The following is a 22,458-nucleotide window of genomic DNA, read 5'->3' on the forward strand; positions in this document are numbered from 1 at the left end:
GTTTTCCGTCCGGAATTGCGACGGACAAAAGCGCAATTCCAGGAAAAGTGCATAGCGGTTTTCCGTCCGGAATTGCGACAGACAAAAGCGCAATTCCAGGAAAAATGCACAGCGGTTTTCCGTCCGGAATTGCGTCGACAGGGAGACCTAGACACGCATCGGCATCAGCACATAGAGCGCCGTCTCGTCGGCCATGTCGTGAATCAGCGTCGGCGAGCCGGCATCGGCCAGCATGAACTTCGCCTCCGAACCGGTGAGCTGGGCAGCGACGTCGAGCAGGTATTTGGCGTTGAAGCCGATCTCGATCGGATCGGACGAATAGTCGGCCGCCAGTTCCTCGGTGGCGCTCCCCGAGTCGGGGTTGTTGACGGCAAGTGTGACCTGACCCTCGTTGATCGAGAGCTTTACCGCGCGTCCGCGTTCGGACGAGATGGTCGACACGCGGTCGACGGCGGCGGCGAAGGTTTGACGGTCGATGATCAGCTTCTTGTCGTTGCCGGTCGGAATGACGCGCTGGTAGTCGGGGAAGGTGCCGTCGATCAGCTTCGAGGTCAAAACGACGCTGCCGATGGTGAAGCGGATCTTGGTGTCCGACAGTTCCGTAGTCACCGCCACATCGGGATCGTCGACCAGCTTCTGCAGCTCGCTCACCGTCTTGCGCGGAATGATGATGCCGGGCATGCCTTCCGAGCCTGCCGGCGCGTCGATCTCGGCCCGCGCCAGGCGATGCCCGTCGGTCGCCACCGAGCGCAGCTTCAATTTGCCGCCCACCTCATGTGTGTGCAGGAAGATGCCGTTGAGATAGTAGCGCGTCTCTTCGGTGGAGATGGCGAATTGGGTCTTGTCGATCAGGCCCTTGAGCGCCGCCGATTCCAGCCGGAAGATGTGCGAGAACGAGCCCGCCGAAAGCTCCGGGAAATCGGATTGCGGCAGGCACTGCAGGCGGAAGCTCGAACGGCCGGAGGTGACGGTCATCGCGTTGCCGTCCTCGTCCGTCTTCAGCATCACCTCGGCGCCGTCGGAAAGCTTGCGCACGATGTCGTAGAGCAGATGCGCCGGTACCGTCGTCGCGCCGCCGCGCTCGACCTTGGCGGGCGTTGCTTCCGTCACTTCGAGGTCGAGGTCGGTGGCCTTCATCTCGAGACTGGCGCCCTCGGCGCTGAGCAGGACGTTGGACAGGATCGGTATGGTGTTGCGCCGCTCGACCACGCGGTGGACGTGGTTGAGGGACTTCAGGAGATTTGACCGTTCCAGGATAACACGCATGACGAAACAGGCTCGCTTCAATGAATGAACGGGTTACCGGCAGGCGGCATCCCGCGAAAGCTCTGAAAGGCTTTCAGAATCTGTGTAAGCTGACAGTAAAAAGCCTGCGAACGCAAGCCCGCGGCACCGGTTCCGGCCGGTAGCGCGGGCTTTCTGGGGATAAAGCCGGCGAAGCGTGCCGCCCTATGCATGTCGCCCAAAACCGCGCAGCGGTTTTGGGAAAACGACATGCACGAAGACAATGCTTGAAGCGCGTCGCCAAATCCGTTTCGACGCGACGCGCTTTAGGATTTCCGCGCCCCTTCAGGCCTGGTCGTTGATCAGCCTTCTGAGCAGCTCGAGCTCCTGCGCCAGCGTGTTGTCGCCGCCCGAAAGATCCTCGATCTTGCGCACCGCGTGCAGCACGGTCGTGTGGTCGCGGCCGCCGAAGCGCCGCCCGATCTCCGGCAACGAGCGCGGCGTCATCACCTTCGACAGATACATCGCCACCTGCCGTGGCTTGACGATCGTGCGCGTGCGCCGGTTGGACAGAAGCTCCGTCTTCGACACGTTGTAGTGGCGCGCCACGATGCGCTGGATATCCTCGATGCGCACCCGCTTGGGCTCGCCGGAGCGGTAGATGTGGCCGAGGATCTCGTCGATGCGATCGATGGTGATCTGCGGCTCGAAGGACTGGCGGAACAGAAGCTGGTTGAAGGCGCCTTCGAGTTCGCGGCCGCTCCCGGTCACCGTGCGCGCGACATGCTCCAGAATCTCGTCCGAGATATCGAGCGAGGTGTCATCGGTCTTGGTGGTGGCGCGGCGCAGCTTCAGCATGCCGAGCCGCATGGCGAAATCCGGCGCCGACATTTCCAGCGCCACGCCGCCATTGAGGCGCGAACGCACGCGCGGCTCCAGCGATTCCAGTTCCGACGGCGGCCGGTCGGCCGCGACCACGACCTGCTTGGCGCTGTCGAGCAGCATGTTGATGAGGTGGCAGAATTCGTGCTGGATCGACTTGCCCTGCAGGAACTGCATGTCGTCGATGATCAGGAGATCGATGTCGCGCAGCTGTTCTTTCAGCGTCAGCGCGTTGTTGTCGCGGATCGCGGTGGCGAAGCGCCACATGAAATATTCCGCCGTCAGGTAGACAACGCGCGACTTCGGGTTGTGCCGCAGCGATTCCGCCGCGATCGCCTGCAGCAGGTGCGTCTTGCCGAGCCCGACCGTCGCGTGCAGGAAAAGCGGGTTGAAACGCACCGCGCTCGACTGCGATTCCGCCACCGCCCTGGCAGCCGCGAAGGCCACTCTGTTCGACGGCCCCTCGATGAAGGAGGCGAAGGTGTAGCGCGGGTCGAGTGGCGACCCCAGCACATTGTGGCGAAACTCCGGTTCCGCGGACGCGCCCTGGCGGGGCGCCGGCGCCCGTTGTTCCACGCGCCCGGCACTGGCGGTGCCGTTGGCCAGCGCGGTATGCACCTGCTTGGTCATCTTGCGCGCGGGCGCCACTTCCGGCTCGATAGGGTTGCGCCCCTGGCGCGTCGCGGTGCGCACGACGATCTCGATCTTGAGGATCTCCGGATCCTCATGCCGCCACAGCTCCGCGATGAGCTCGAGATAATGGCCGTTGATCCAGGACCGCAGGAAGGCCGTGGGCACCGAGATGCGGACGACGCCACGGGAGGCCTCTGCGACCTTCATACGGCCGAACCAGCTCGAATAAACCTCGGCTCCGAGACGCGCCTTCAACTGGGTCTTGACCCGCTCAAACTTCTGTTCCGCGTCGCTGGATGCCGCCACGTCGTGCCCCCCGGCAAAAGTTGCTGGAAATGGGAGCTCGCCCGCTAGCTCCCTCTCGATGCCGCTCTGCATGATCAAAGTTCCTTGTCTTCTCGTACCTGTTTTCCGCCGGGGATGCGCCTCCTGCATCCTTGGTCCAGCGACCTGATTTCGTCGCGTCGCCACTGCCGCCGCCGGCAAATGAACGTCGCAACTCGCGCAAGGGACCGGCTGCCGGCTCCGCACGCCGGCTATCCGACAACGACAAGGCAATACGGCACCCTCCGGCGAAAACGCCGGCGAGACATCGACCGCCATGTACAATTACGCCAGTCCCCTACCCGCACCGCAGAGACAAACCAAGCCACACGCGGAATTGCTCCACGTCATGAATTCTGCCATTTTGTGCTGGCCGATTCAGGCTGGGTCAGGGGCTAAAGCCCGTCCCTTCGATGGAGGGACATTACCGAAATCGTTGTGGATAGGGCAAGGCCACGTCTAACGGTTTTTTAACGAATCTGGTTAGCGGATGGAGCTTGAAATCGGGTGCCGCGGCGACAGGTTTTGACAAAGCCATTGTGATTCAAACCCTTTTCCGGCGAATATGAAAAAGGTCGCCCGAAACGAAATATTCTGAAATAATTCTCTTGACAGCTACTTCTCCCCCGCCGCTCGACCTTGAGTTGAACAAGCTGTGGATGACCAGCTATAAGCCTATGAAAAAACTACAGATTTTTTGACAGGCAAATTTGGGCCGGTTGCCGCGGGGCGGCGTGCTGATATCAGCCTTCTTGTATATGCCGGCAAAACATTACTGGCATTGGAATCGCGTCACAAGCGTTGCTCGCGAGCATTTTTTTCAAGTACTTGCCGGCAAACGAAAAAACCCGGCCTGTGCGGCCGGGTTCAACGTCGATGAATTGAGGCGGAGTTCGGTCAGGCCGACAGCGTCTTGACCCGCTGGGCCAGCCGCGAAACCTTGCGGGAAGCCGTGTTCTTGTGGACCACGCCCTTGGTGGCGGCGCGCATCAATTCCGGCTCGGCCACCTTGAAGGCTTCCACCGCCGCGGCCTTGTCGCCGGCGGCCAGCGCCTCTTCGACGTTGCGGACATAGGTGCGGACACGCGAGCGGCGGTTCTTGTTGACCGCTGCGCGGCGGGCGATCTTGCGCGTTGCCTTTTTGGCCGAAGACGTATTGGCCATGATGCCTCTCTTCTGATCTGGTGGCGCCAGCGGGGTGCCGCAGGGCGCAAAAAACAAACGGGCAGCCACAAGGCCGCCTCGGTTGGTGCGGCTTATAGTTCAGCTTTTCCGGCGCGTCAACGCCACTTGGCGGTCTTTTTGGGGACTGGAAGCGCTTGGGGTCATAACCCGCTTTCAGTCATTGCGCAGCATGCCCTAGCGATTGATGAAATTCGGCTTCCGCTTCTCGACGAAGGCGGCCATGCCTTCCTTCTGGTCGTCGAGCGCGAACAGCGAATGGAACAGGCGGCGCTCGAAGCGCAGCCCTTCGGCGAGTGTCGTCTCGTAGGCGCGGTTGACGGCCTCCTTGGCCATCATCACCGACGGCAGCGAGAACTCGGCGATCTTGGCCGCCGCCTTCAGCGATTCGTCGGCGAGATCGGCGACCGGCACCACCCGCGATACCAGCCCGCTGCGCTCGGCTTCGGCCGCGTCCATCATCCGCCCGGTCAGGCACATGTCCATTGCCTTCGACTTGCCGACGAAGCGGGTCAGCCGCTGCGATCCGCCCATGCCCGGCATGACGCCGAGCGTGATTTCGGGCTGGCCGAACTTGGCGTTGTCGCCGGCGATGATGAAGTCGCACATCATGGCCAGCTCGCAGCCGCCGCCGAGCGCATAGCCCGCGACCGCCGCGATGATGGGCTTGCGCGTGCGCGTGAGTTCCTCCCAGCCGACGAAGAAGTCCTGCGTATAGGCTTCGGCGAAGGACATCGCCTGCATTTCCTTGATGTCGGCGCCGGCGGCAAAAGCCTTTTCCGAGCCGGTAAGCACCATCGCGCCGATCCCAGGGTCGGCATTGAACGTGCTCGCGGCCGCCACGACCTCCCCGAGGACTTGCGAATTCAGCGCGTTGAGCGCCTTCGGCCGGTTCAGCGTGATCAGCCCGACCTTGCCGCGTGTTTCCACGAGAATGGTTTCATAGGTCATGGTTCGCTTCCTTCCGCGGCAGTGGGATGATCGTACCGTTCCTAGCTTACCGCTGACAGGTCCGGCAATAGAAGGTCGAGCGGCCGCTTTGCACGATGCGCTCGATGTGGCCGCGGCAGCCCAGCTTCGGGCATGGCTCCCCCTCGCGGTCGTAGACCGCGAAGGAATGCTGGAAATAGCCGAGCGATCCGTCGGTCTGCACATAGTCGCGCAGCGAGGAGCCGCCGGCGGCGATCGCATCGGCGATGACCGAACGGATCGCCTCGGCAAGGCGCCCGCTTTGCTCCTTCGCCTTCTTGGCCGATCCGGCGATGGTGCCGGCTTCGCGCAGCGGCGAGAGGCCCGCACGCCACAGGGCTTCCGCCACGTATATATTGCCGAGCCCGGCGATCAGCCGCTGGTCGAGCAGCGCCGCCTTGAGCGGCGATCTGCGGCCCTTCAGCCGCGAGGCCAGCAGGGGGCCGTCGAGCGCGTTGCCGGTTGGCTCGATGCCGAGTCCCGCCAGCATCGGATGCGTGTCCGGCGCGCCTTCGGCAAACAGCATGAAGCCGAAGCGGCGCGGGTCGTTGAAGATGACCCGGGAACGTTCGTCCTTCGACGAGACGACGTCGAACACGACATGGTCGTGCGCGGCACTTTTCGAGCGCTCGTGATGGAAGGTGCCGGGAATGTCGCTTGCCCCGGCGGCTTCGACGCGGAACGATCCCGACATGCCGAGATGACAGATGAGAACCGGGCCGTTCTCGATATGCATCGTCAGGTATTTGGCGCGCCGGCCAAGCGCCGTCACGGTCTTGCCGGTCAGCCGCTCCGAAAAGCGCTCGGGAAACGGAAAGCGAAGGTCCGGCCTGCGCGCTTCCACCTTGACGAGCCGCGCCCCTTCCAGGACCGGCTGCAGTCCGCGTCGGACAGTCTCGACTTCAGGCAGCTCAGGCATGGCCGCCTATCGTTGCGAGGAAGGATGTTCCGTGGTGGCCAGCCGCCAGGCCGAGGTGTTCCGCGACGGTTTCGCCGATATCGGCGAAGGTCGGCCTGAGCCCGATGTCACCGCCCTTCAGCCCCGGCCCGGTGCCGATCACCGGAACGCGTTCACGCGTATGGTCGGTGCCGCGCCAGGTCGGATCGTTGCCATGGTCGGCGGTAAGGATCAGAAGGTCGCCCGGCCCGATGCGCGACAGCGCCTCCGGCAGCCGGCGGTCGAACGCTTCGAGCGCTCCGGCATAGCCGGCGACGTCGCGCCGGTGACCGAACTCGGAATCGAAATCGACGAAATTGGCAAAGACCAGGTCGCCGTCGCCGGCATCGTCCATTGCGCCGAGCGCCTTGTCGAACATAGCCATGTTGCCGCCGGCCTTGCGCACGTCCGAAATGCCGCGATGAGCGAAGATGTCGCCGATCTTGCCGACGGCGATGACCTTGCTGCCGCGGCCGGTCAGCCTGTCGAGCAGGGTCGGCTCCGGCGGCGGCACGGCATAGTCGCGGCGGTTGTGGGTGCGCTGGAACGCAGCTTTTGTCTCGCCCACGAAAGGCCGCGCGATCACGCGCCCGATCTTGAGCGGATCGACCAGCCGGCGCACCGTGAGGCAAAGCTCATAAAGCCGCGCCAGGCCGAAATGCGTTTCATGCGCGGCGATCTGCAGCACGGAATCGACCGACGTGTAGCAGATCGGTTTGCCGGTGCGGATATGCTCTTCGCCGAGCCGCTCGATGATCTCGGTTCCGGGTGCATGGCAATTGCCGAGGATTCCCGGCAGCTTGCCCTCGCGGATGATCGCTTCGGTCAATTCGGCCGGAAAGGCAGGCACGGTGTCGGGGAAATAGCCCCAGTCGAAGCGCACCGGCAGGCAGGCGATTTCCCAGTGGCCGGAGGGCGTATCCTTGCCGCTCGACACTTCCTGGGCGGCCCCGTGGAAGGCCGAGGCGATCGGCGACGCGTCGATGCCGGTTCTGAGGCCTGTCGCGGTTTGCGCCGCCCGGCCAAGTCCGAGCGACATCATGTTGGGCACAGTCAGCGGCCCATTGCGCAAGCCTTCCCGATCGGCGCGACCATCGGCGCAGGCCTGAAAAATATGTCCGAACGTGTCGGCGCCGGCATCGCCATAGCGTTCGGCTTCGGCCGCGCCGCCGATGCCGAAAGAATCGAGAACGAACAGGAACGCGCGCGCCATGGGTATCTTTGTTGTCAGTCCTGGCTGCCAGACATAAGGTTCCCCGGCGGTGTTGGCAAATCGGAAACCAAACTGCAACGGCTTGGCGCCATAGTTGCGGCGAGGCGCGGATGCGGCGGGAGCGAACAGGGATGGCAAGGCGCGGCAAAACCGCGGCAAGGCAGGCCGCGAAGATGTGCGCGGCCGCTCTCGCGGCGTTCGGCGTCGCCTGCTCGCCGGCACGCGCCGACTGGCGTGACGGCATCGGCACGTTCCGGATCGGCGTCGTTGCTGAACCCGGCGGCGGCAACACCGTTCCGGGGCTCGCGCGCCTGACCGACGCCTATGCCAATGCGCTCGGCATGAAGGTCGAGTTCGTCGTCGCGCGCGACTACGCGGCACTGATCGAGGCGCAGGCGAGCGGGCGTGTGCAATATGCGGTTTACTCGGCTCTCGCCTATGCCGTGGCCTCCGAACGCTGCGGCTGCGTCGAACCTCTGGTGGCACCGGTCGATGCCGACGGTGCCGTCGGCATCCGTTCCGTCCTGGTTACGCGCGACGGCAGGCTTCCGGACCTTGCCGCCATGGCTTCGCACCGGATCGCGATAGCGCCGGCCGAAAATGTCGGCGGCGCGCTGCTGCCGCTGGCGGCGCTGTCCGCCGAAGGCGTCAAGATCACGCGGGATTCGCCCTTCCTGGCGCGCGCCGCTTCGGCCACTGCGGCCGAAACGATGCTGAGCGGCGGCGAGGCGGACGCCCTGTTCGGCTGGGAACCGGCCGATGCCGACGGCCGATCCACCCATTCCGACGGTACGGTCGCGCGGCTGGAGGCTGCCGGGATCCCTGAAGCGTCGCTTCGGGTGTTGTGGACCTCGGACCTCTTGCGTTACGGGCCGCACGCCGTCCGCAGCGATCTCGATCCAGAGGCGAAACGCCGGCTGATGGTCTTCCTGACCAATCTCAAGTCGCAGACGCCCGATGTGTACGACCTGCTGGAGGGAGCGCATTCCGGCGGCTTTGGGCCGGCCGTGCAGAAGGACTATGCGATGGCGGTGGCGATCGTGCGGCAGGAAACGGCCGGGCAGGAATAGCGTGTCAGCAGTCGCTGCAGGGAATCGTCGGACTCCGGCGGGGCCTTAGATAATAGGTTTCGCTCATCGATATGTTGCTGAAGGCCGAGGTCAGCCCGAGCCCCTGCGAATTGCTGGCGGACCAGGTGATGATCGGTCTGTAGCCGAGGTCGCTCTCGACGCGGATCAGGAAGGTGTTGCGGATTCTCAGCGTCGCCGGCACCGTGGTGATCGCGTTCACGGCCGCGTCGGCGCTATAGGTGGTGCCCACCACCTTGCGCGACCATGCGACCTGCACCCTCGGCGCCGCTTCGTCCGTGATCTGTATGCCTGTGATGATGATCGTCGGCAATGAACGGTTGTAGGGCTGCAGCGTCGATGTGCCGATCTTCATCATGGCATCGAGGTTCGCCTTCACGACGGCCTGCTGCTGCGTGACGAGATCCGCGACCATGCTGCCGATGCGGCTGACCTTCTTGCTGGTCTCGATGGCCTGCGAGGCCTCCATCGTGATGAAATACATGATCAGGAGTACCGGCACGATGAAGGCGAACTCGATCGCCGCGACGCCCCGGCGATCGCGGCAAAACCGCTCCACCTTCGCCGAAATCCCCTGGAGTGCCCCCGCACTATGCATATCGTCCTCCATGCCGCGGCTTAGCCGTCGAGCAGTCTCACTCAATTGTCGTCGAATGGTTCGTTCTGCCAGGTCACGGACGCGAAATGCAGCGTTTTGCTGTCCTTCAGATTTGCCATCGATTTGGCCATGAAATCGGTCATCACCGGCCATTTGTAGAACACGCGCAGCATGTTGATGGACTCCGCCAGTCCGGGCGAGACAGTAGGAGACACCGTGCTCGCGCCCTGCGTCAGCACGATATCGCCGCTTACGATCTTGAAGCCCGCCGTCGCGGCGTCCGCGAAGCTCGAATATTCGCGCAGATCGACCAGCAGCGGAGCATTTGGCCCGGTATCGGTGCAGTTGTTGGAAACCATGATCTGCAGGCGATTGCAGATCAGTTGCTTGATCGAGGCTTCGGTGACGTTGTTCTGCTGAAGCTGCCCGGTGCGCAATTGGCGGGCGACATCGTCGGTGACGTTGGCCATCACCTCCTGGCCGGCGAACGAAATGCAGCTCTCGAGGATGGCGAAGACGAGAAGCGCGAACGGGATGGCCAGCATCGCGAATTCCATCGCCGTGCTGCCGCGCCTGTCGCTGAAGAAGCCAGGGCGGGCTTTGGCGCGCGCCTTGCTGTCCATGCCGTCGCCGGACGTCGCATCCTTGCTCATATCGCGTTCCTGCCGATCCCCTTTGTGGTACCGGCGGCAAGGTTAGCGAAAACCCATTGAGTTCCGGTTTGGATGATCGTTAAATTCGTCGGGCAAGCTTTAAGCGGTCTTTAATGCCCGTGGATTCGCCCCTCGCAGAGCTCAGTGCCCGGCGCTCATTTCGGATTCGGAAGCTTTCTCGGCATCGCTCTTGAACGCGCTCTCGCAATAGGGCGTGCAGGACATGGTCTGGACTTCGGCGCGTCGGTAGATGCGTACCGAGGAGGCCGCCTGTCGCACGACGGTTACCTGTTCGTCGATGATCGGGCTACCGTCCGAATCGAGCACGACCATATTGGTGACGCCGAAGCCCTTGCCGGTGAGAACGATGGTCGAGGCGTCCTGCACGGAAGCGTCTGCGATCGCCGGATTGCCGATGACGACCGTGTCGGCCGCGCGTGACAATTTGACGATCTTTGCCTGGTTCATGGTGACTTCTATGCCGGCGCCGGCCCTGGCCGGCATGACCAAGGCGGCAGTTGCCAGCAGCGCGGCGACTGGAAACAACGATCTCGACAACGTCATTGAAGCGCTCCCGGCGGGCAGATTCTTCAACGGAACATGAACGAGATTGGTGAAGCAACGGTTAAGCCGGGCCCGGCATGATTAAGGATCGGCCTGCATGGCGCGTCATGCGTCGGTGGCGCTTACTGTTTTAGGAATATTGCACAAGCGCCGGTTTCCCGGGGGCCCGAGTTGGCTGGCGTTGTTTAGGCCGCGGTTAACCACACAGCGCGTTCGCCGCCGGAAAGGAATCGGTAAGGCTGTTTATTAAGCCGATCGAAACGGCTTCTCCCTAGATTTGCAGCATCCGATCAACCGAAAAGAGAAGTTGACGGAAGTGCTGTAACACGTGGAGTAGGAGCTCTCGAATGTCTAATCTCATTGCACGTTTCGTGAAGGACGAATCCGGCGCGACCGCTATCGAATACGGTCTGATCGCCGCCCTCATCGCGCTCGCCATCATGGTTGGCGCTACCCAGCTCGGCAGCGCGCTGAACAGCAAGTTCGCGAACATCGCCGCCACCCTGAACGGCGCCAACGCTCCGTGATAAGGACGCGATATCGCATCTTTCGATAGAGAGAAAGGGCCGCCAGTTGGCGGCCCTTTTTTCATGCGGTCGGCCGGCTTTGATCGTCCGGCCTCATCGATCGTTAATCCAGCGCGCCTAGGATGCCGCTGGAAATTGTCATGGGCGCGCCGTATCGATGCTTGAAGCCGTGATCTTCGTCGTCTTTCCTTTCTGCATGCTGTTCGCTGCGGTCTCTGACACCTTGTCGATGACGATCGCCAACCGTGTTCCCGTGCTGTTGGTGGCGACATTCGCGCTTGTCGCGCCGCTCACCGGTATGGACTGGGCGACCTATGGCTGGCACTTCGCAGCCGGCGCCCTCGTGCTTGCGGTGACGTTCGGTCTTTTTGCGCTTGGTGGCATGGGCGGCGGCGACGCCAAGCTTCTGGCCGCCACCGCCCTGTGGATGGGCCTCAGCATCAACCTGATCGGCTATCTGGTGACGTCGGCTTTCATCGGCGGCCTGCTTACCCTGGCAATCCTTGCCTACCGGAAATCGCCGCTCGCCATGTACACCGGCCACAGCCGGTTTCTGCGCCATTTCGCGGACGAGAGCGTTGGCGTCCCGTATGCCATAGCGCTGGGCGCGGGCGGACTGATCACCTTCCCGGATTCGCCGCTGATGGTCTGGGCGCTGCAGAGGCTCACGACATAGGCCTGGCGACATCGGTGTCGGCGATCCTGGCGGCACTGCCGCTTCTTCTAGATCCCAGGGCGGCCTGGCCGCCTTTTGCTAGATACCAGGCGGCCTTGCCGCCTTTTTTGTTAACGGCGGGCCGTTCCATCCAATTTGAGTAAACCTTAAATTAATCACGATCGTAAGCATTGCATTAACCTTGTTTTGACGATTGCGGCTGCAAAGTCCGGCCTGGCGAGGTGGTTTGCCTTGAGGCGAAGGGTTTCGGACGAATGCCAGCATCCCGATTGATTATTCTGGGCGTGGCTGCGGTCGCGGCGGGTGGCGCGGGCTACGTGGCGAAGAACATGGTCGTGGCGCCGCCGCCCCAGGTCGTGGTCGATGCGCCGAAGCAGCCGGCAATCGCATTGCAGGATGTGCTGGTGCTTTCCGGCGACGTGCCGATGGGCAGTCAGCTCGGCACCAACATCAGCTGGGAACAATGGCCGGCCGACGGCGTCAACGCCAATTTCATCACGCGCGCCGCCGAGCCTGACGCAGTCGAAAAGCTCAAGGGCTCGGTCGCCCGCGTGGCCATGTACACCGGCGAGCCGATGCGCCGCTCCAAGCTGGTCGGCGAGGGGCAGAGCTTCATGTCGTCGATCCTGCCTTCCGGCATGCGCGCCGTCGCCACCGCGATATCGGCCGACACGTCCGCCGGCGGCTTCATCCTGCCCAACGACTTCGTCGACGTGATCATGACCCGCCGCGCCGATACCGGCAATGGCGGCAGCGGCTTCAACACCGAGACCATCCTCAAGAACATCCGCGTGCTGGCTATCGACCAGACCATCCAGGAAGACGAGGAAGGCAAGAAGACCAGGGTCGGCCAGACAGCGACGCTGGAGCTGACGCCACAGCAGGCGGAGATCATCACGGTGGCGCAGCAGATGGCGGACCGCCTGACGCTGGCGCTGCGCCCGATCACCGACATCCATGAGAAGAGTACGGACGAAGCCGACTACCTGGTCAACGGCAACGGCCGACGCGGGACCGTGCGGCTGATCAAGTCCGGTGAGGTTTCCGAGGTGGGAGCAAGGAAATGAGGCTAAACGGTAGACTGCTCCCCTTCCTGGCCGCCGCGGCGATCGGCTTTTTCCTGGTCGGCACCAGCGCACCGGAACTGGCCGAAGCCAAGGCCGCGAGCGCCGGCGTGTCGGCCTCCGTCGCCACGCAGCGCGTCAAGCTCGGCCTCAACAAATCCGTGGTCATCGACTTGCCGAGCGACGCCTATGATATCCTTGTCGCCAATCCGGCGGTTGCCGATGCCGTGACCCGCACGGCGCGGCGCATCTACCTGTTCGGCAAGGCGGTCGGCGAAACCAACATCTTTGTTTTCGGCCCTAATGGCGAACAGATCGTCAGCCTGGATCTGGCCGTCGAACGCGACGTCGCCGGGCTGGAGGACTATCTGAAGCGCTTCATCCCGTCCTCGCAGATCAAGGTCGAGCTTCTCAACGACAACGTCGTCCTGACGGGCACCGTCGACACGCCGCTCGATTCCAAGCGCGCCGTCGACCTGGCGACCATCTTCGTGTCCGGCGGTGAAGCGACGACGGGCCAATATTCGCAGACCGCCGCCGGCGGCTCGGTCAATGGCGGCGTCGACATCAACAACCCCGACCAGGAACGCCGGACCTCCAAGATCGTCAACCTCTTGCAGATCATCGGCGACGATCAGGTGACGCTGAAGGTAACCGTCGCCGAAGTCAGCCGCTCGGTGATGAAGCAACTCGGCGTCAACATGGTGGGCAATGGCAGTGCCAACGGCATAACCTTCGGCTCCGCTGTCGACACCTATCCCGGCCTCGGCAAACCGTTGTCCAGTTCAGGCCTCGACTTCAAAAGCTCGTCTCTGCAAGGCACCATCAACGCCATGGAGCAATCTGGCGTCATGAAGACGCTGGCAGAGCCGACACTGACCGCCGTTTCGGGCGAAAAGGCGACGTTCAAGGTTGGTGGCGAATACAATATGGTGAGCAGCGTCACCAACAACAAATCGACAGACAATCAGACTGGCGAAAGGACCTGGACGGCAAGCCAGGTCGAATACGGCATCGGGTTGGAGTTCCAGCCGGTGGTGTTATCTGCCGGCCGCATCAGCCTGAAGGTAAGAACCGCGGTTTCAGAGCCGACCACGGAAGGCTCGTTCGCGTTGGGCGACACGAATATCATATCGCTGCGCAAACGCTTGGCGGATACGACGGTGGAATTGCCTTCCGGCGGCTCGATGATGATAGCAGGCCTCGTGCGCGACGATGTCAGGCAGGCTGTCACCGGGTTGCCCGGCCTGACCAAGATCCCTGTCCTTGGCACGCTCTTCCGCAGCAGGGACTTCGTGCGCAACGAAAGCGAGCTCGTCATCATCATCACGCCCTATCTGTCGCGGCCGGTGGCGCGCAACGACCTGGCCAAGCCGGACGACAATTTCAATGCCGCGAGCGACGGCGCCGCTATGTTCCTAGGCCGCGTCAACCGCGTCTACGGCACCATGCAGACGGACAAGCCGGCCGGCCGCTACCACGGTGTCGTGGGCTTCATCTACAAATGAGTGGGAATGCGGATATGTCCAAGGCAGCATCGAAGGTCATGACGGTCCGGACAGCATCCGGCATCGCAAGGATCCGTCGGCAGATGGTTCCGGCACTGGCGGTCATGCTTGCGGCGTCGCTCGCAGGCTGCGCCAACCGAGACAGCGTCACGGTAGGGTCGATACCGGACGATTACCGCACGACCCATCCGATCGTCATCGCCGAGAAGAACCAGAAGATCGACCTGCCGGTCGGCGCCGGCGATCGCGGCATGACCGGCGCGCAGCGCGACACGCTGCTTGGCTTCCTCGACGGCTACGACAAGGGAGCCGCCCCGTCGCTGACCATCGCAATCCCGCGAGGCTCGGCCAACGAGGTGGCGGCACTGGTCGCGGGACGCGACTTCGCACGGGTCGCCATGGCGGCGGGCGTCAAGCGCAACCGTATCGTCATGACGTCCTATCAGTCGGATGTGCCGGAGGCGTCCGCGCCGGTGCGCGTCGCCTTCGTCGCGGTGAGGGCCCAGACCGACAAATGCGGGCGTTGGCCAGATGATCTGACGGAGACGTCGGAGAACAAGCACTATGCCGACTTCGGCTGCTCGTACCAGAACAACCTCGCCGCCCAGGTGGCCAATCCCAACGATCTGCTCGGGCCGCGCAAGCAGTCCGATATCGATGCCGAGAACCGGGGCGCGGTAATCGACCTTTATCGCTCGAGAGGCATTTCGAACGAATTCCTGGGCAATTCGGAAGTGACTTACTAAGCCGCGCCGGACGACGAAGAAAGCAGTCACGGAAAGAGCATGACGATGAGCAATCTTGCCTACGACACGCCCGCGGAAACCGGCGACCTTTCGCAGCAGGACATCGCCGCCATGCAGGCGCTGCGTCCCGTGCCGCGCATTTCGATCCAGGCCTTCTGCGAGACCGACGGGGTCGCCAACCCCGTCGAGCGCGCCGGCGAGGATCGCCGGATGGCCAAGGCCCATCTCAAGGTCCATATGGGCGGCATCCCGACCGCGATCGAGTTCTACCAGTCCGCGCCGACGCCGAACCTGATCCTGTTGGAATCGCGCAGCGAACCGCAGCAGCTGCTCGAGCAACTCGGCCAGCTCTCGGAATATTGCGATCCCTCCTCCAAGGTCGTGGTCATCGGCCACTACAATGATGTCGGGCTCTACCGCGAGCTTATCCGCTCGGGCATTTCCGAATATGTCATCGCGCCGGTCTCGATGACCGACATCGTCAGCGTCGTGTCGTCGATCTTCGTCGATCCGGAATCGGAGCCGATCGGCCGGTCGATCGCGTTCATCGGCGCCAAGGGCGGCGTCGGCTCGTCGACCATCGCCCACAATGTCGCCTGGGCGATGTCTTCCCTGTTCAAGTCCGAAGTCGTCATCGCCGATCTCGATCTCGCCTTCGGCACCGCCAACATCAATTTCGACCAGGATCCGGCGCAAGGCATCGCCGAGGCGGTGTTTTCGCCCGAGCGGGTCGACGAGGTCTATCTCGACCGTCTGCTCGCGCAATGCGCCGAGCATCTGTCGCTGCTCGCGGCTCCCTCCACGCTCGAGCGCGTCTATGATTTCGACGCCGAGGCCTTCTCGCAGATCATAGAGACGGCGCAGCGCAGCGCGCCTCTTTTGGTCCTCGACATCCCTCACGTCTGGAGCGGGTGGACGAAGAGCACGCTGATCAAGGCGGACGAGATCGTCATCACGGCGACGCCCGAGCTCGCAAATCTTCGCAACACCAAGAACATGGTGGACATGCTGAAGCGGCTGCGTCCGAACGATCCGCCACCGAAGCTGATCATCAACCAGGCGGGCGTGCCGAAGCGGCCGGAGATCGCCGCTTCCGATTTCGCCGAACCGCTCGGCATCACGCCGATGGCCGTGATCAACTTCGAACCGCTGCTGTTCGGCAACGCCGCCAACAATGGCCGCATGCTGAGCGAGATGGACGCCAAGAGTCCGGTCGTCACCACCATCAACGAGGTAGCGCATGTGCTGACCGGGCGCAGCGAGATCAAGGCAAAGAAGAAGGCAGGCCTGGGCTCGATCCTCGGCAAGCTCTCGCGCAACAAGAAGTGACGCTGATTGAGCGGCATCGGGTAGTGGATCATGTTTGGTAAAAGAGGCAAAGACGACGGCAGCCGGGCAACGCCCGAATTCCGCCCGCCGGCGTCCACTCCCGCCGCCGCTCCAACGGGAACGATGACGGCCGAACGACCGGCCGCGCCGCCGTCCAGCGCGCCGGCCACGCCCGCCGCGCCGGCTGCGCGCCGCCCCGTCGAGCCGCCGCCCATGGCGCCGGAGCCGCCAAGAAGGGTCCCGCGCGAACGCAGCGAGACCTATTACGACACCAAGAGCCAGGTGTTTTCGGCGCTCATCGACACGATCGACCTGTCGCAGCTCGCCAAGCTCGATCCCGAGAGCGCGCGCGAGGAAATCCGCGACATCGTCAACGATATCATCGCGATCAAGAACTTCGCGATGTCGATCTCCGAGCAGGAAGAGCTGCTCGAGGACATCTGCAACGACGTTCTGGGCTATGGACCGCTGGAGCCGTTGCTGGCCCGCGACGACATCGCCGACATCATGGTCAACGGCTCCAAGAACGTCTACATCGAAGTCAATGGCAAGGTCGAGCAGACCGGCATCCGCTTCCGCGACAATCAGCAACTGCTCAACATCTGCCAGCGCATCGTCAGCCAGGTCGGCCGCCGCGTCGACGAATCGAGCCCGATCTGCGACGCGCGCCTCCCCGACGGCTCGCGCGTCAACGTCATCGCGCCGCCGCTGTCGATCGACGGTACCGCGCTCACCATCCGCAAGTTCAAGAAGGACAAGCTGACGCTGGACCAGCTGGTCAAGTTCGGCGCCATCTCGCCGCAAGGCGCGGAAATCCTCAAGATCATAGGCCGCGTCCGCTGCAATGTCGTCATCTCGGGCGGCACCGGCTCCGGCAAGACGACGCTGCTCAATTGCCTGACCAACTATATCGACCGCGATGAGCGCGTCATCACCTGCGAGGATTCGGCCGAACTGCAGCTGCAGCAGCCGCATGTGGTCCGTCTCGAAACCCGGCCGCCCAATCTGGAGGGCGAGGGCGAGGTGACCATGCGCGACTTGGTCAAGAACTGCCTGCGTATGCGGCCGGAGCGGATCATCGTCGGCGAAGTGCGCGGACCGGAAGTGTTCGACCTGCTGCAGGCGATGAATACCGGCCACGACGGCTCGATGGGCACGATCCACTCGAACAGCCCGCGCGAATGCCTCAACCGTATCGAATCGATGATCGCCATGGGCGGCTATTCCCTGCCGCAGCGGACGGTGCGCGAGATCGTCGTCGGCTCGATCGACGTGATCATCCAGGCGGCTCGCCTGCGCGACGGCTCGCGCCGCATCACCCACATCACCGAAGTGGTCGGCATGGAAGGCGATGTCATCATCACCCAGGATATTGTCCTCTACAATATCAAGGGCGAGGACTCGAGCGGCCGGCTGGTCGGCGAACATGTCTCGACAGGCATCGGCCGCCCGCATTTCTGGGACCGTGCCCGTTATTATGGCGAGGAGCAGCGCCTCGCCAACGCGCTCGAGGCGATGGAGAAACGCGCTGACTGATGCATCTGGAGGTCTGAAGCAATTCCAGGAAAAGTGTGAAGCGGTCGGGTTCGGCGACTTCGCCGGAACTTTCCGTCCGGAATTGCGTCAAAACAAGGAAATGGGGCGGCTCGCCGTTTCTTTGAAACGGCGAAATGCCCTGGGGATCCCGGTCGATGTTCGGAGTTGACACCACCGTACTGGCTTTCATCGTGCTCGCCGGCTTCAGCGCCGGCGCGGTGGCCTATGCCTTCCTGTTCACGCGCATCGACAACGAGAAGCAGGCCGGCAAGCGGCTTCAGACCATCAAGACAGCCGAAACCGACCGGTCGGTGGTGAAAGCCACGCGCGACCGCGCCGCGGAAGCGGTCAAGCGGCGCAAAAGTCTTCAGGATACCCTCAAGCAGCTCGACGAGAAACAGAAGACCAACGACCGCAACGTCAAGAAACCGCCGCTGAAGGCTCAGATCCGTCAGGCCGGTATGAAGGTTTCGCTCGAACGCTTCTATCTCTACTCCGCCGTCTGCGGCGCCGTGCTGACGGGCCTTCTCTTTTTCGCCGGCGCGCCTCTGTGGGCTCTGCCCGGCGCCCTGCTGGCGGGTGGCCTCGGCCTGCCGCGCTGGTTCGTGTCGTTTCGGCGCACACGCCGCGTCAAGGCCTTCCTGGAAGAGTTCCCGAACGCGCTCGACATCATCGTGCGCGCGGTCAAGTCCGGCCTGCCGCTCAACGATGCGATCCGCCTGATCGCCAACGAATCGCCCGAACCGGTCCGGTCGGAGTTCCGCCGCATCGTCGATTCCCAACAGATGGGCCTGTCGGTGCCCGAAGCCGCCATGCGCATGTCCGAGACCATGCCATGCACCGAGGCCGGCTTCTTCGGCATTGTCATCCAGATTCAGTCGCAGGCCGGCGGCAACCTGTCCGAAGCGCTGGGCAACCTTTCGCGCGTCCTGCGCGACCGCAAGAAGATGAAGGCCAAGGTCCAGGCGCTTTCGATGGAAGCCAAGGCATCCGCCGTCATCATCGGCGCCTTGCCCTTCGTCGTCGCTTTCCTCGTCTATCTGTCGAGCCCGAACTACATCATGCCGCTGTTCACCACCAATGTCGGCAACCTGATCCTCGGCTGCTCGGGTGTGTGGATGTCGATCGGCATCCTGGTGATGCGCAAGATGATGAACTTCGAAGTGTAGGGGCGCGGATCCAGTGACAGAGCAGGTCGTCAAAACACTCACCGACCCTTCTTTCCTGATCGCGATGCTGGTCGGCATCGCCGTGTTCGCGACCGTCTTCACGCTCATGCCGGCGTTCGGCGGCACGTCGCTCAAGTCGCGCATGAAGAGCGTGGCGCTCGAACGCGACAAATTGCGCGCCGAGCAGCGTGCGCGGCTGGCCAACGAGGCCGACCGCCGCCGCAAGGGCCTGCGCGAGGAACAGTCCGTCGGCATGCGCAACATCGTCGACCGCCTCGACCTCAGGCGCGCGCTTGCCGACGAAAGCACGATCCAGAAGCTCAAGGTCGCGGGCTTCCGCGGCCAGAACCCGCTGACGCGTTTCCTCTTCTTCCGCCTCGTCCTGCCATTCGTCGGCTTTGCCTTGGCGGCCATCTATCTGTTCGTGCTCGGCGGCCTGCCGCAGCAACCGGCTTTCATCAAGCTGTTCGTCTGTGTCGTTGTCGCCTATGGCGGCTTCTACGCGCCGATCCTCTACGTCAACAACCGCGCGACCAAGCGCAAGCAGTCGATCCAGCTGGCATGGCCGGACGCGCTCGACCTGATGCTGATCTGCGTGGAATCGGGCATGTCGGTGGAAGCGGCCTTGCGCAGGGTTGCCGACGAAGTCGGCGCGCAGTCGGTGCCGCTTGCCGAGGAATTCGTGCTCACCAATGCCGAGCTCTCCTATCTGCAGGATCGCAAGGTCGCCTATGAGAACCTGGCAAGCCGCACCGGCCTGGAATCGGTGAGGTCGGTGTCACAGGCCCTGGTCCAGGCCGAACGCTACGGCACGCCGGTGGCGCACGCGCTGCGCGTGCTTGCCTCGGAAAGCCGCGACATGCGCATGAACGCGGCCGAAAAGAAGGCCGCGGCGCTTCCGCCGAAGCTCACCGTGCCGATGATCCTGTTCTTCCTGCCGGTTCTGTTCGCCATCATTCTGGGGCCGGCCGGCATCCAGGTCAGCCAGCGCGGCATCTTCGGCGACCAGCACAGCTCATCGAGCCAGTAGGCCAGAGCGGTTCACCGTTTCACGGAAACGACGAACCGCTATGTCTCTTTGTTCCCCGCAATTTCGAACGGAAGGCTACGGCGAAGTCGCCGAGCCTGACCGCTCGCGTCTTTCCCGGAATTGCTCCAGTCGTTCCCATCAAATCATAAAGCCGCGCGTGGATGCCGCGCGGCTTTGTGATTTTGATGTGGGGTGGCGTGCGGCGTCGCCCGCGATCAGTTGGTCGCGGTCGGGGCCGCCGCCGCGACCTTCGCCTTGCCCTTGTCCTGATCCTTGAGCTGGCTCCAGGCATTCTGCTGGGCAAGCATCTGGCGCAGATAGGCGACGTTGGCCTGCGCCTGCTCGGGCGACAGCTCCTGCGAGGCGATCTTCTCGGCCTCGTCGAAGCGGCCCTGCAGTCCGACGACCAGCGCCAGGTTCTGCCGCACCCTGCTGTCGGCGCCGGGCTGCTGCGCGGCCGAGCGCATATAGGTTTCGGCCGTGCGCAGGTCGCCCTCGAGCACATAGGACATGCCGAGATTGGACAGCACCGAAGGCTCGTTCGGCTTCAGTTCCAGCGCCTTGCGATAATCCTGCCGCGCTTCGTCTTTCTGTCCCATCTGGTCGAGAATGGCGGCTTCCGCCGACACCAGCTTCCAGTCCGGATATTCGGGCGTCTGCGCGCGCCGCACAGCATCGAGGGCCGGCTCGAACTGGCCATTGGCGGCAAGCGCCTTGCCGTAGGCGGCAAGCACCTCGCGATCCTTGGGATAGGCGATCGCCAGCTTGCGCATCACCGCCAGCGACTGGTCGGCGTCGCCGTCCATCTGCAGCGCCGCCGCGAAGTTCATCGCGATGCGCTTGTCGCTCGGATTGCGGGCATAGGATTCGCCGAGCCTGGACGTGGCGGTGCGCAATTCGCCGGCCGACATCGTTTCCAGCGGCCTGCTATCGGAGCGGGAGATGGAGCCTGTGGTGAGCTTGCTGGTGCTGCCGCAACCCGCCACGCTGGCCGCCAGCGCAGCCATGAAGACCGTGGTGATCAGACGCTTGGCTGTAAGGTTCAACGCTTCGGTCGGCATCGGCGCCCGGTCTCCATTCCTGTGCGGCCATTGGCTGGCCGTCTTCCCTCCCGCAGAAATATTCTGTTAACCCTAACGGATCGTTAAGAAGCGCCGACTCATCTGTTCGGCCGGAGATCATCGCATGCCTGTCGAATTCGTTGAGCAGAAGCCGCAAGCCGCCTTGCCTGTCTATCTAGTGGCAAGGGACGCGCTTGAAGCCGCGGCGCTGCCGCCGCCCGCCATCGCCTGGGCAAGGGTCAACGGCTTTTCCGGCGAGGCAGGGCGCACGCTGGTCCTGCCGGACGCGGGCGGCGGCCTTGCCGGCGCGCTGTTCGGCACGGGCGACGACGAAAGCGTTCTTGCCCTCGGCGCGCTCGCAAGGGCGTTGCCGGAAGGCGATTGGCATTTTGCGTCGGATTTGCGCCAGCCCGATCTGGCCGCGCTCGCTCTGGTTCTCGGTGGCTATGTCTTCACCCGCTATGGCAAGAAGCCAGGCAGGCCGTTGCGCTTTGCGCTTCCGGAAGGCGCCGACGCTGCGCATGTCCGCCGCGTCGCCGACAGCGTGTTCCTGGCACGCGACCTCGTCAACACGCCGACCAGCGACCTCGGTCCGGTCGAACTGGAAGAAGCCGCCCGAAAGCTGGCGGCCGCCCATGGCGCCGACATCTCCGTGATCCATGGCGACGATCTCCTGGCGCGCAATTTCCCGATGATCCACGCGGTCGGCCGGGCCTCGACCGACGCGCCGCGGCTGGTCGACATGAGCTGGGGCCCGAGCGACGCGCCGAAGGTGACGCTGGTCGGCAAGGGCGTCTGCTTCGACACTGGCGGCCTCGACATCAAGCCTTCGTCTGGCATGCTTTTGATGAAGAAGGACATGGGCGGCGCCGCCAATGTGCTGGGCCTCGCCTCGATGATCATGGCGGCGAAACTGAATGTCCGGTTGCGCGTGCTGATCCCCGCCGTCGAGAATTCGATCGCCGGCAATGCCTTCCGGCCCGGCGACGTGCTGCGCAGCCGCAAGGGCATCACGGTCGAGATCGGCAACACGGACGCCGAAGGGCGGTTGGTCCTGGCCGACGCGCTGGCGCTGGCCGACGAGGAACAGCCTGCTTTGCTGATCGACATGGCGACGCTGACCGGCGCCGCGCGCGTCGCGCTGGGACCTGATCTGCCGCCTTTCTACACTGGCGACGACACGCTGGCGTCTGACATCGCCGCCGCTTCGCTTGCTGTGGAAGATCCGCTCTGGCGCATGCCTTTATGGCGCCCCTACGATGCAAAGCTTTCCTCGAAGATTGCCGACATCAACAACGTTACCACGGACGGCTTTGCCGGATCGATTACCGCCGCCCTTTTCCTCAAGCGCTTCGTTGAGAGAACCCACAGCTGGGCGCATTTCGACATCTTCGCCTGGAACCCTGCCGATCGCCCCCACGGGCTGACCGGTGGCGAGGCGCAAGGCATTCGTGCGCTGGAGCGCGTCATCGTCGGGCGTTTTGGAGGGTAGCGGCGAAACGCCGCCACTGAAACGGAACCGAAACAATTTGCCGGCATGCTTGG

At 63.5% G+C, this 22,458-nt stretch carries 21 protein-coding genes; 11 read left to right on the plus strand and 10 right to left on the minus strand.

Annotated features, from left to right (window positions below):
• Window positions 1-147 precede the first annotated feature (147 nt).
• The 6 genes from dnaN to FJ471_RS08570 all read right to left on the minus strand — a co-directional run bounded on the left by dnaN (window position 148) and on the right by FJ471_RS08570 (window position 7,364).
• Window positions 148-1,266: a DNA polymerase III subunit beta gene (gene dnaN / locus FJ471_RS08545; RefSeq protein ID WP_140802743.1), complete on the minus strand. Its 1,119-nt coding sequence runs from the start codon at window positions 1,264-1,266 to the stop codon at window positions 148-150.
• A 303-nt stretch (window positions 1,267-1,569) separates the two neighbouring features.
• Window positions 1,570-3,117 (minus strand): chromosomal replication initiator protein DnaA, encoded by a 1,548-nt coding sequence (dnaA, locus tag FJ471_RS08550; RefSeq protein ID WP_140802744.1) that lies wholly within the window; start codon window positions 3,115-3,117, stop codon window positions 1,570-1,572.
• An 843-nt stretch (window positions 3,118-3,960) separates the two neighbouring features.
• Window positions 3,961-4,227, minus strand: a complete 267-nt coding sequence (gene rpsT / locus FJ471_RS08555; RefSeq protein ID WP_140802745.1) for a 30S ribosomal protein S20 — start codon at window positions 4,225-4,227, stop codon at window positions 3,961-3,963.
• Window positions 4,228-4,422: 195 nt separating this feature from the next.
• Window positions 4,423-5,196 (minus strand): enoyl-CoA hydratase, encoded by a 774-nt coding sequence (locus FJ471_RS08560; RefSeq protein ID WP_140802746.1) that lies wholly within the window; start codon window positions 5,194-5,196, stop codon window positions 4,423-4,425.
• 46 nt (window positions 5,197-5,242) lie between these two features.
• Window positions 5,243-6,133, minus strand: a complete 891-nt coding sequence (gene mutM, locus FJ471_RS08565; RefSeq protein WP_140802747.1) for a bifunctional DNA-formamidopyrimidine glycosylase/DNA-(apurinic or apyrimidinic site) lyase — start codon at window positions 6,131-6,133, stop codon at window positions 5,243-5,245.
• Window positions 6,126-7,364: a phosphopentomutase gene (locus FJ471_RS08570; protein WP_140802748.1), complete on the minus strand. Its 1,239-nt coding sequence runs from the start codon at window positions 7,362-7,364 to the stop codon at window positions 6,126-6,128. Before FJ471_RS08570 ends, mutM begins: the two co-directional genes overlap by 8 nt.
• Before the next feature lie 173 nt (window positions 7,365-7,537).
• Here FJ471_RS08570 and FJ471_RS08575 point away from each other — a divergent pair, with 173 nt between their 5' ends.
• The gene (locus FJ471_RS08575; RefSeq protein ID WP_140802813.1) at window positions 7,538-8,434 is read left to right on the plus strand and encodes a PhnD/SsuA/transferrin family substrate-binding protein; all 897 of its coding nucleotides are present in this window, start codon (window positions 7,538-7,540) and stop codon (window positions 8,432-8,434) included.
• A 4-nt stretch (window positions 8,435-8,438) separates the two neighbouring features.
• Here the strand turns inward: FJ471_RS08575 and FJ471_RS08580 are convergent, their stop codons facing one another.
• The 3 genes from FJ471_RS08580 to FJ471_RS08590 all read right to left on the minus strand — a co-directional run bounded on the left by FJ471_RS08580 (window position 8,439) and on the right by FJ471_RS08590 (window position 10,267).
• Window positions 8,439-9,050: a TadE/TadG family type IV pilus assembly protein gene (locus FJ471_RS08580; protein ID WP_140802749.1), complete on the minus strand. Its 612-nt coding sequence runs from the start codon at window positions 9,048-9,050 to the stop codon at window positions 8,439-8,441.
• Window positions 9,051-9,091: 41 nt separating this feature from the next.
• Entirely contained in the window at window positions 9,092-9,673 is a 582-nt protein-coding gene (locus tag FJ471_RS08585) for a TadE/TadG family type IV pilus assembly protein (RefSeq protein WP_224666575.1), read from the minus strand.
• A 171-nt stretch (window positions 9,674-9,844) separates the two neighbouring features.
• Entirely contained in the window at window positions 9,845-10,267 is a 423-nt protein-coding gene (locus FJ471_RS08590; protein WP_140802751.1) for a pilus assembly protein N-terminal domain-containing protein, read from the minus strand.
• 347 nt (window positions 10,268-10,614) lie between these two features.
• Between FJ471_RS08590 and FJ471_RS08595 the strand changes: the two genes are divergently transcribed.
• From FJ471_RS08595 to FJ471_RS08635, 9 genes are all read left to right on the plus strand, one after another.
• A complete protein-coding gene (locus FJ471_RS08595; RefSeq protein WP_140802752.1) occupies window positions 10,615-10,794 on the plus strand; it encodes a Flp family type IVb pilin in 180 nt (59 codons plus the stop codon).
• Window positions 10,795-10,951: 157 nt separating this feature from the next.
• A complete protein-coding gene (locus FJ471_RS08600; RefSeq protein WP_140802753.1) occupies window positions 10,952-11,470 on the plus strand; it encodes a prepilin peptidase in 519 nt (172 codons plus the stop codon).
• Window positions 11,471-11,724: 254 nt separating this feature from the next.
• Window positions 11,725-12,537, plus strand: coding sequence for a Flp pilus assembly protein CpaB (gene cpaB, locus FJ471_RS08605; protein ID WP_140802754.1), 813 nt, complete (start codon window positions 11,725-11,727; stop codon window positions 12,535-12,537).
• Window positions 12,534-14,042 (plus strand): type II and III secretion system protein family protein, encoded by a 1,509-nt coding sequence (locus FJ471_RS08610; protein ID WP_140802755.1) that lies wholly within the window; start codon window positions 12,534-12,536, stop codon window positions 14,040-14,042. The genes cpaB and FJ471_RS08610 overlap by 4 nt, the downstream gene beginning before the upstream one ends.
• A 14-nt stretch (window positions 14,043-14,056) precedes the next feature.
• Complete coding sequence (locus FJ471_RS08615) at window positions 14,057-14,788, plus strand: CpaD family pilus assembly protein (RefSeq protein ID WP_140802756.1); 732 nt, start codon at window positions 14,057-14,059, stop codon at window positions 14,786-14,788.
• A 39-nt stretch (window positions 14,789-14,827) separates the two neighbouring features.
• Window positions 14,828-16,117, plus strand: coding sequence for a CpaE family protein (locus FJ471_RS08620; protein ID WP_140802757.1), 1,290 nt, complete (start codon window positions 14,828-14,830; stop codon window positions 16,115-16,117).
• A gap of 30 nt (window positions 16,118-16,147) precedes the next feature.
• Window positions 16,148-17,653, plus strand: coding sequence for a CpaF family protein (locus FJ471_RS08625; protein ID WP_140802758.1), 1,506 nt, complete (start codon window positions 16,148-16,150; stop codon window positions 17,651-17,653).
• Between the two features lie 155 nt (window positions 17,654-17,808).
• A complete protein-coding gene (locus FJ471_RS08630) occupies window positions 17,809-18,822 on the plus strand; it encodes a type II secretion system F family protein (protein ID WP_140802759.1) in 1,014 nt (337 codons plus the stop codon).
• A 13-nt stretch (window positions 18,823-18,835) separates the two neighbouring features.
• Window positions 18,836-19,852, plus strand: coding sequence for a type II secretion system F family protein (locus FJ471_RS08635; protein WP_140802760.1), 1,017 nt, complete (start codon window positions 18,836-18,838; stop codon window positions 19,850-19,852).
• A gap of 215 nt (window positions 19,853-20,067) precedes the next feature.
• Here FJ471_RS08635 and FJ471_RS08640 read toward each other — a convergent pair whose 3' ends face one another.
• Window positions 20,068-20,913, minus strand: coding sequence for a tetratricopeptide repeat protein (locus FJ471_RS08640; RefSeq protein WP_140802761.1), 846 nt, complete (start codon window positions 20,911-20,913; stop codon window positions 20,068-20,070).
• A 124-nt stretch (window positions 20,914-21,037) separates the two neighbouring features.
• Between FJ471_RS08640 and FJ471_RS08645 the strand changes: the two genes are divergently transcribed.
• Entirely contained in the window at window positions 21,038-22,405 is a 1,368-nt protein-coding gene (locus FJ471_RS08645; protein WP_140802762.1) for a leucyl aminopeptidase family protein, read from the plus strand.
• The last annotated feature ends 53 nt before the right edge of the window (window positions 22,406-22,458 follow it).

The sequence above is a fragment of the Mesorhizobium sp. B2-7-1 genome, assembly GCF_006440735.1.
Classification (GTDB): Bacteria; Pseudomonadota; Alphaproteobacteria; order Rhizobiales; family Rhizobiaceae; genus Mesorhizobium.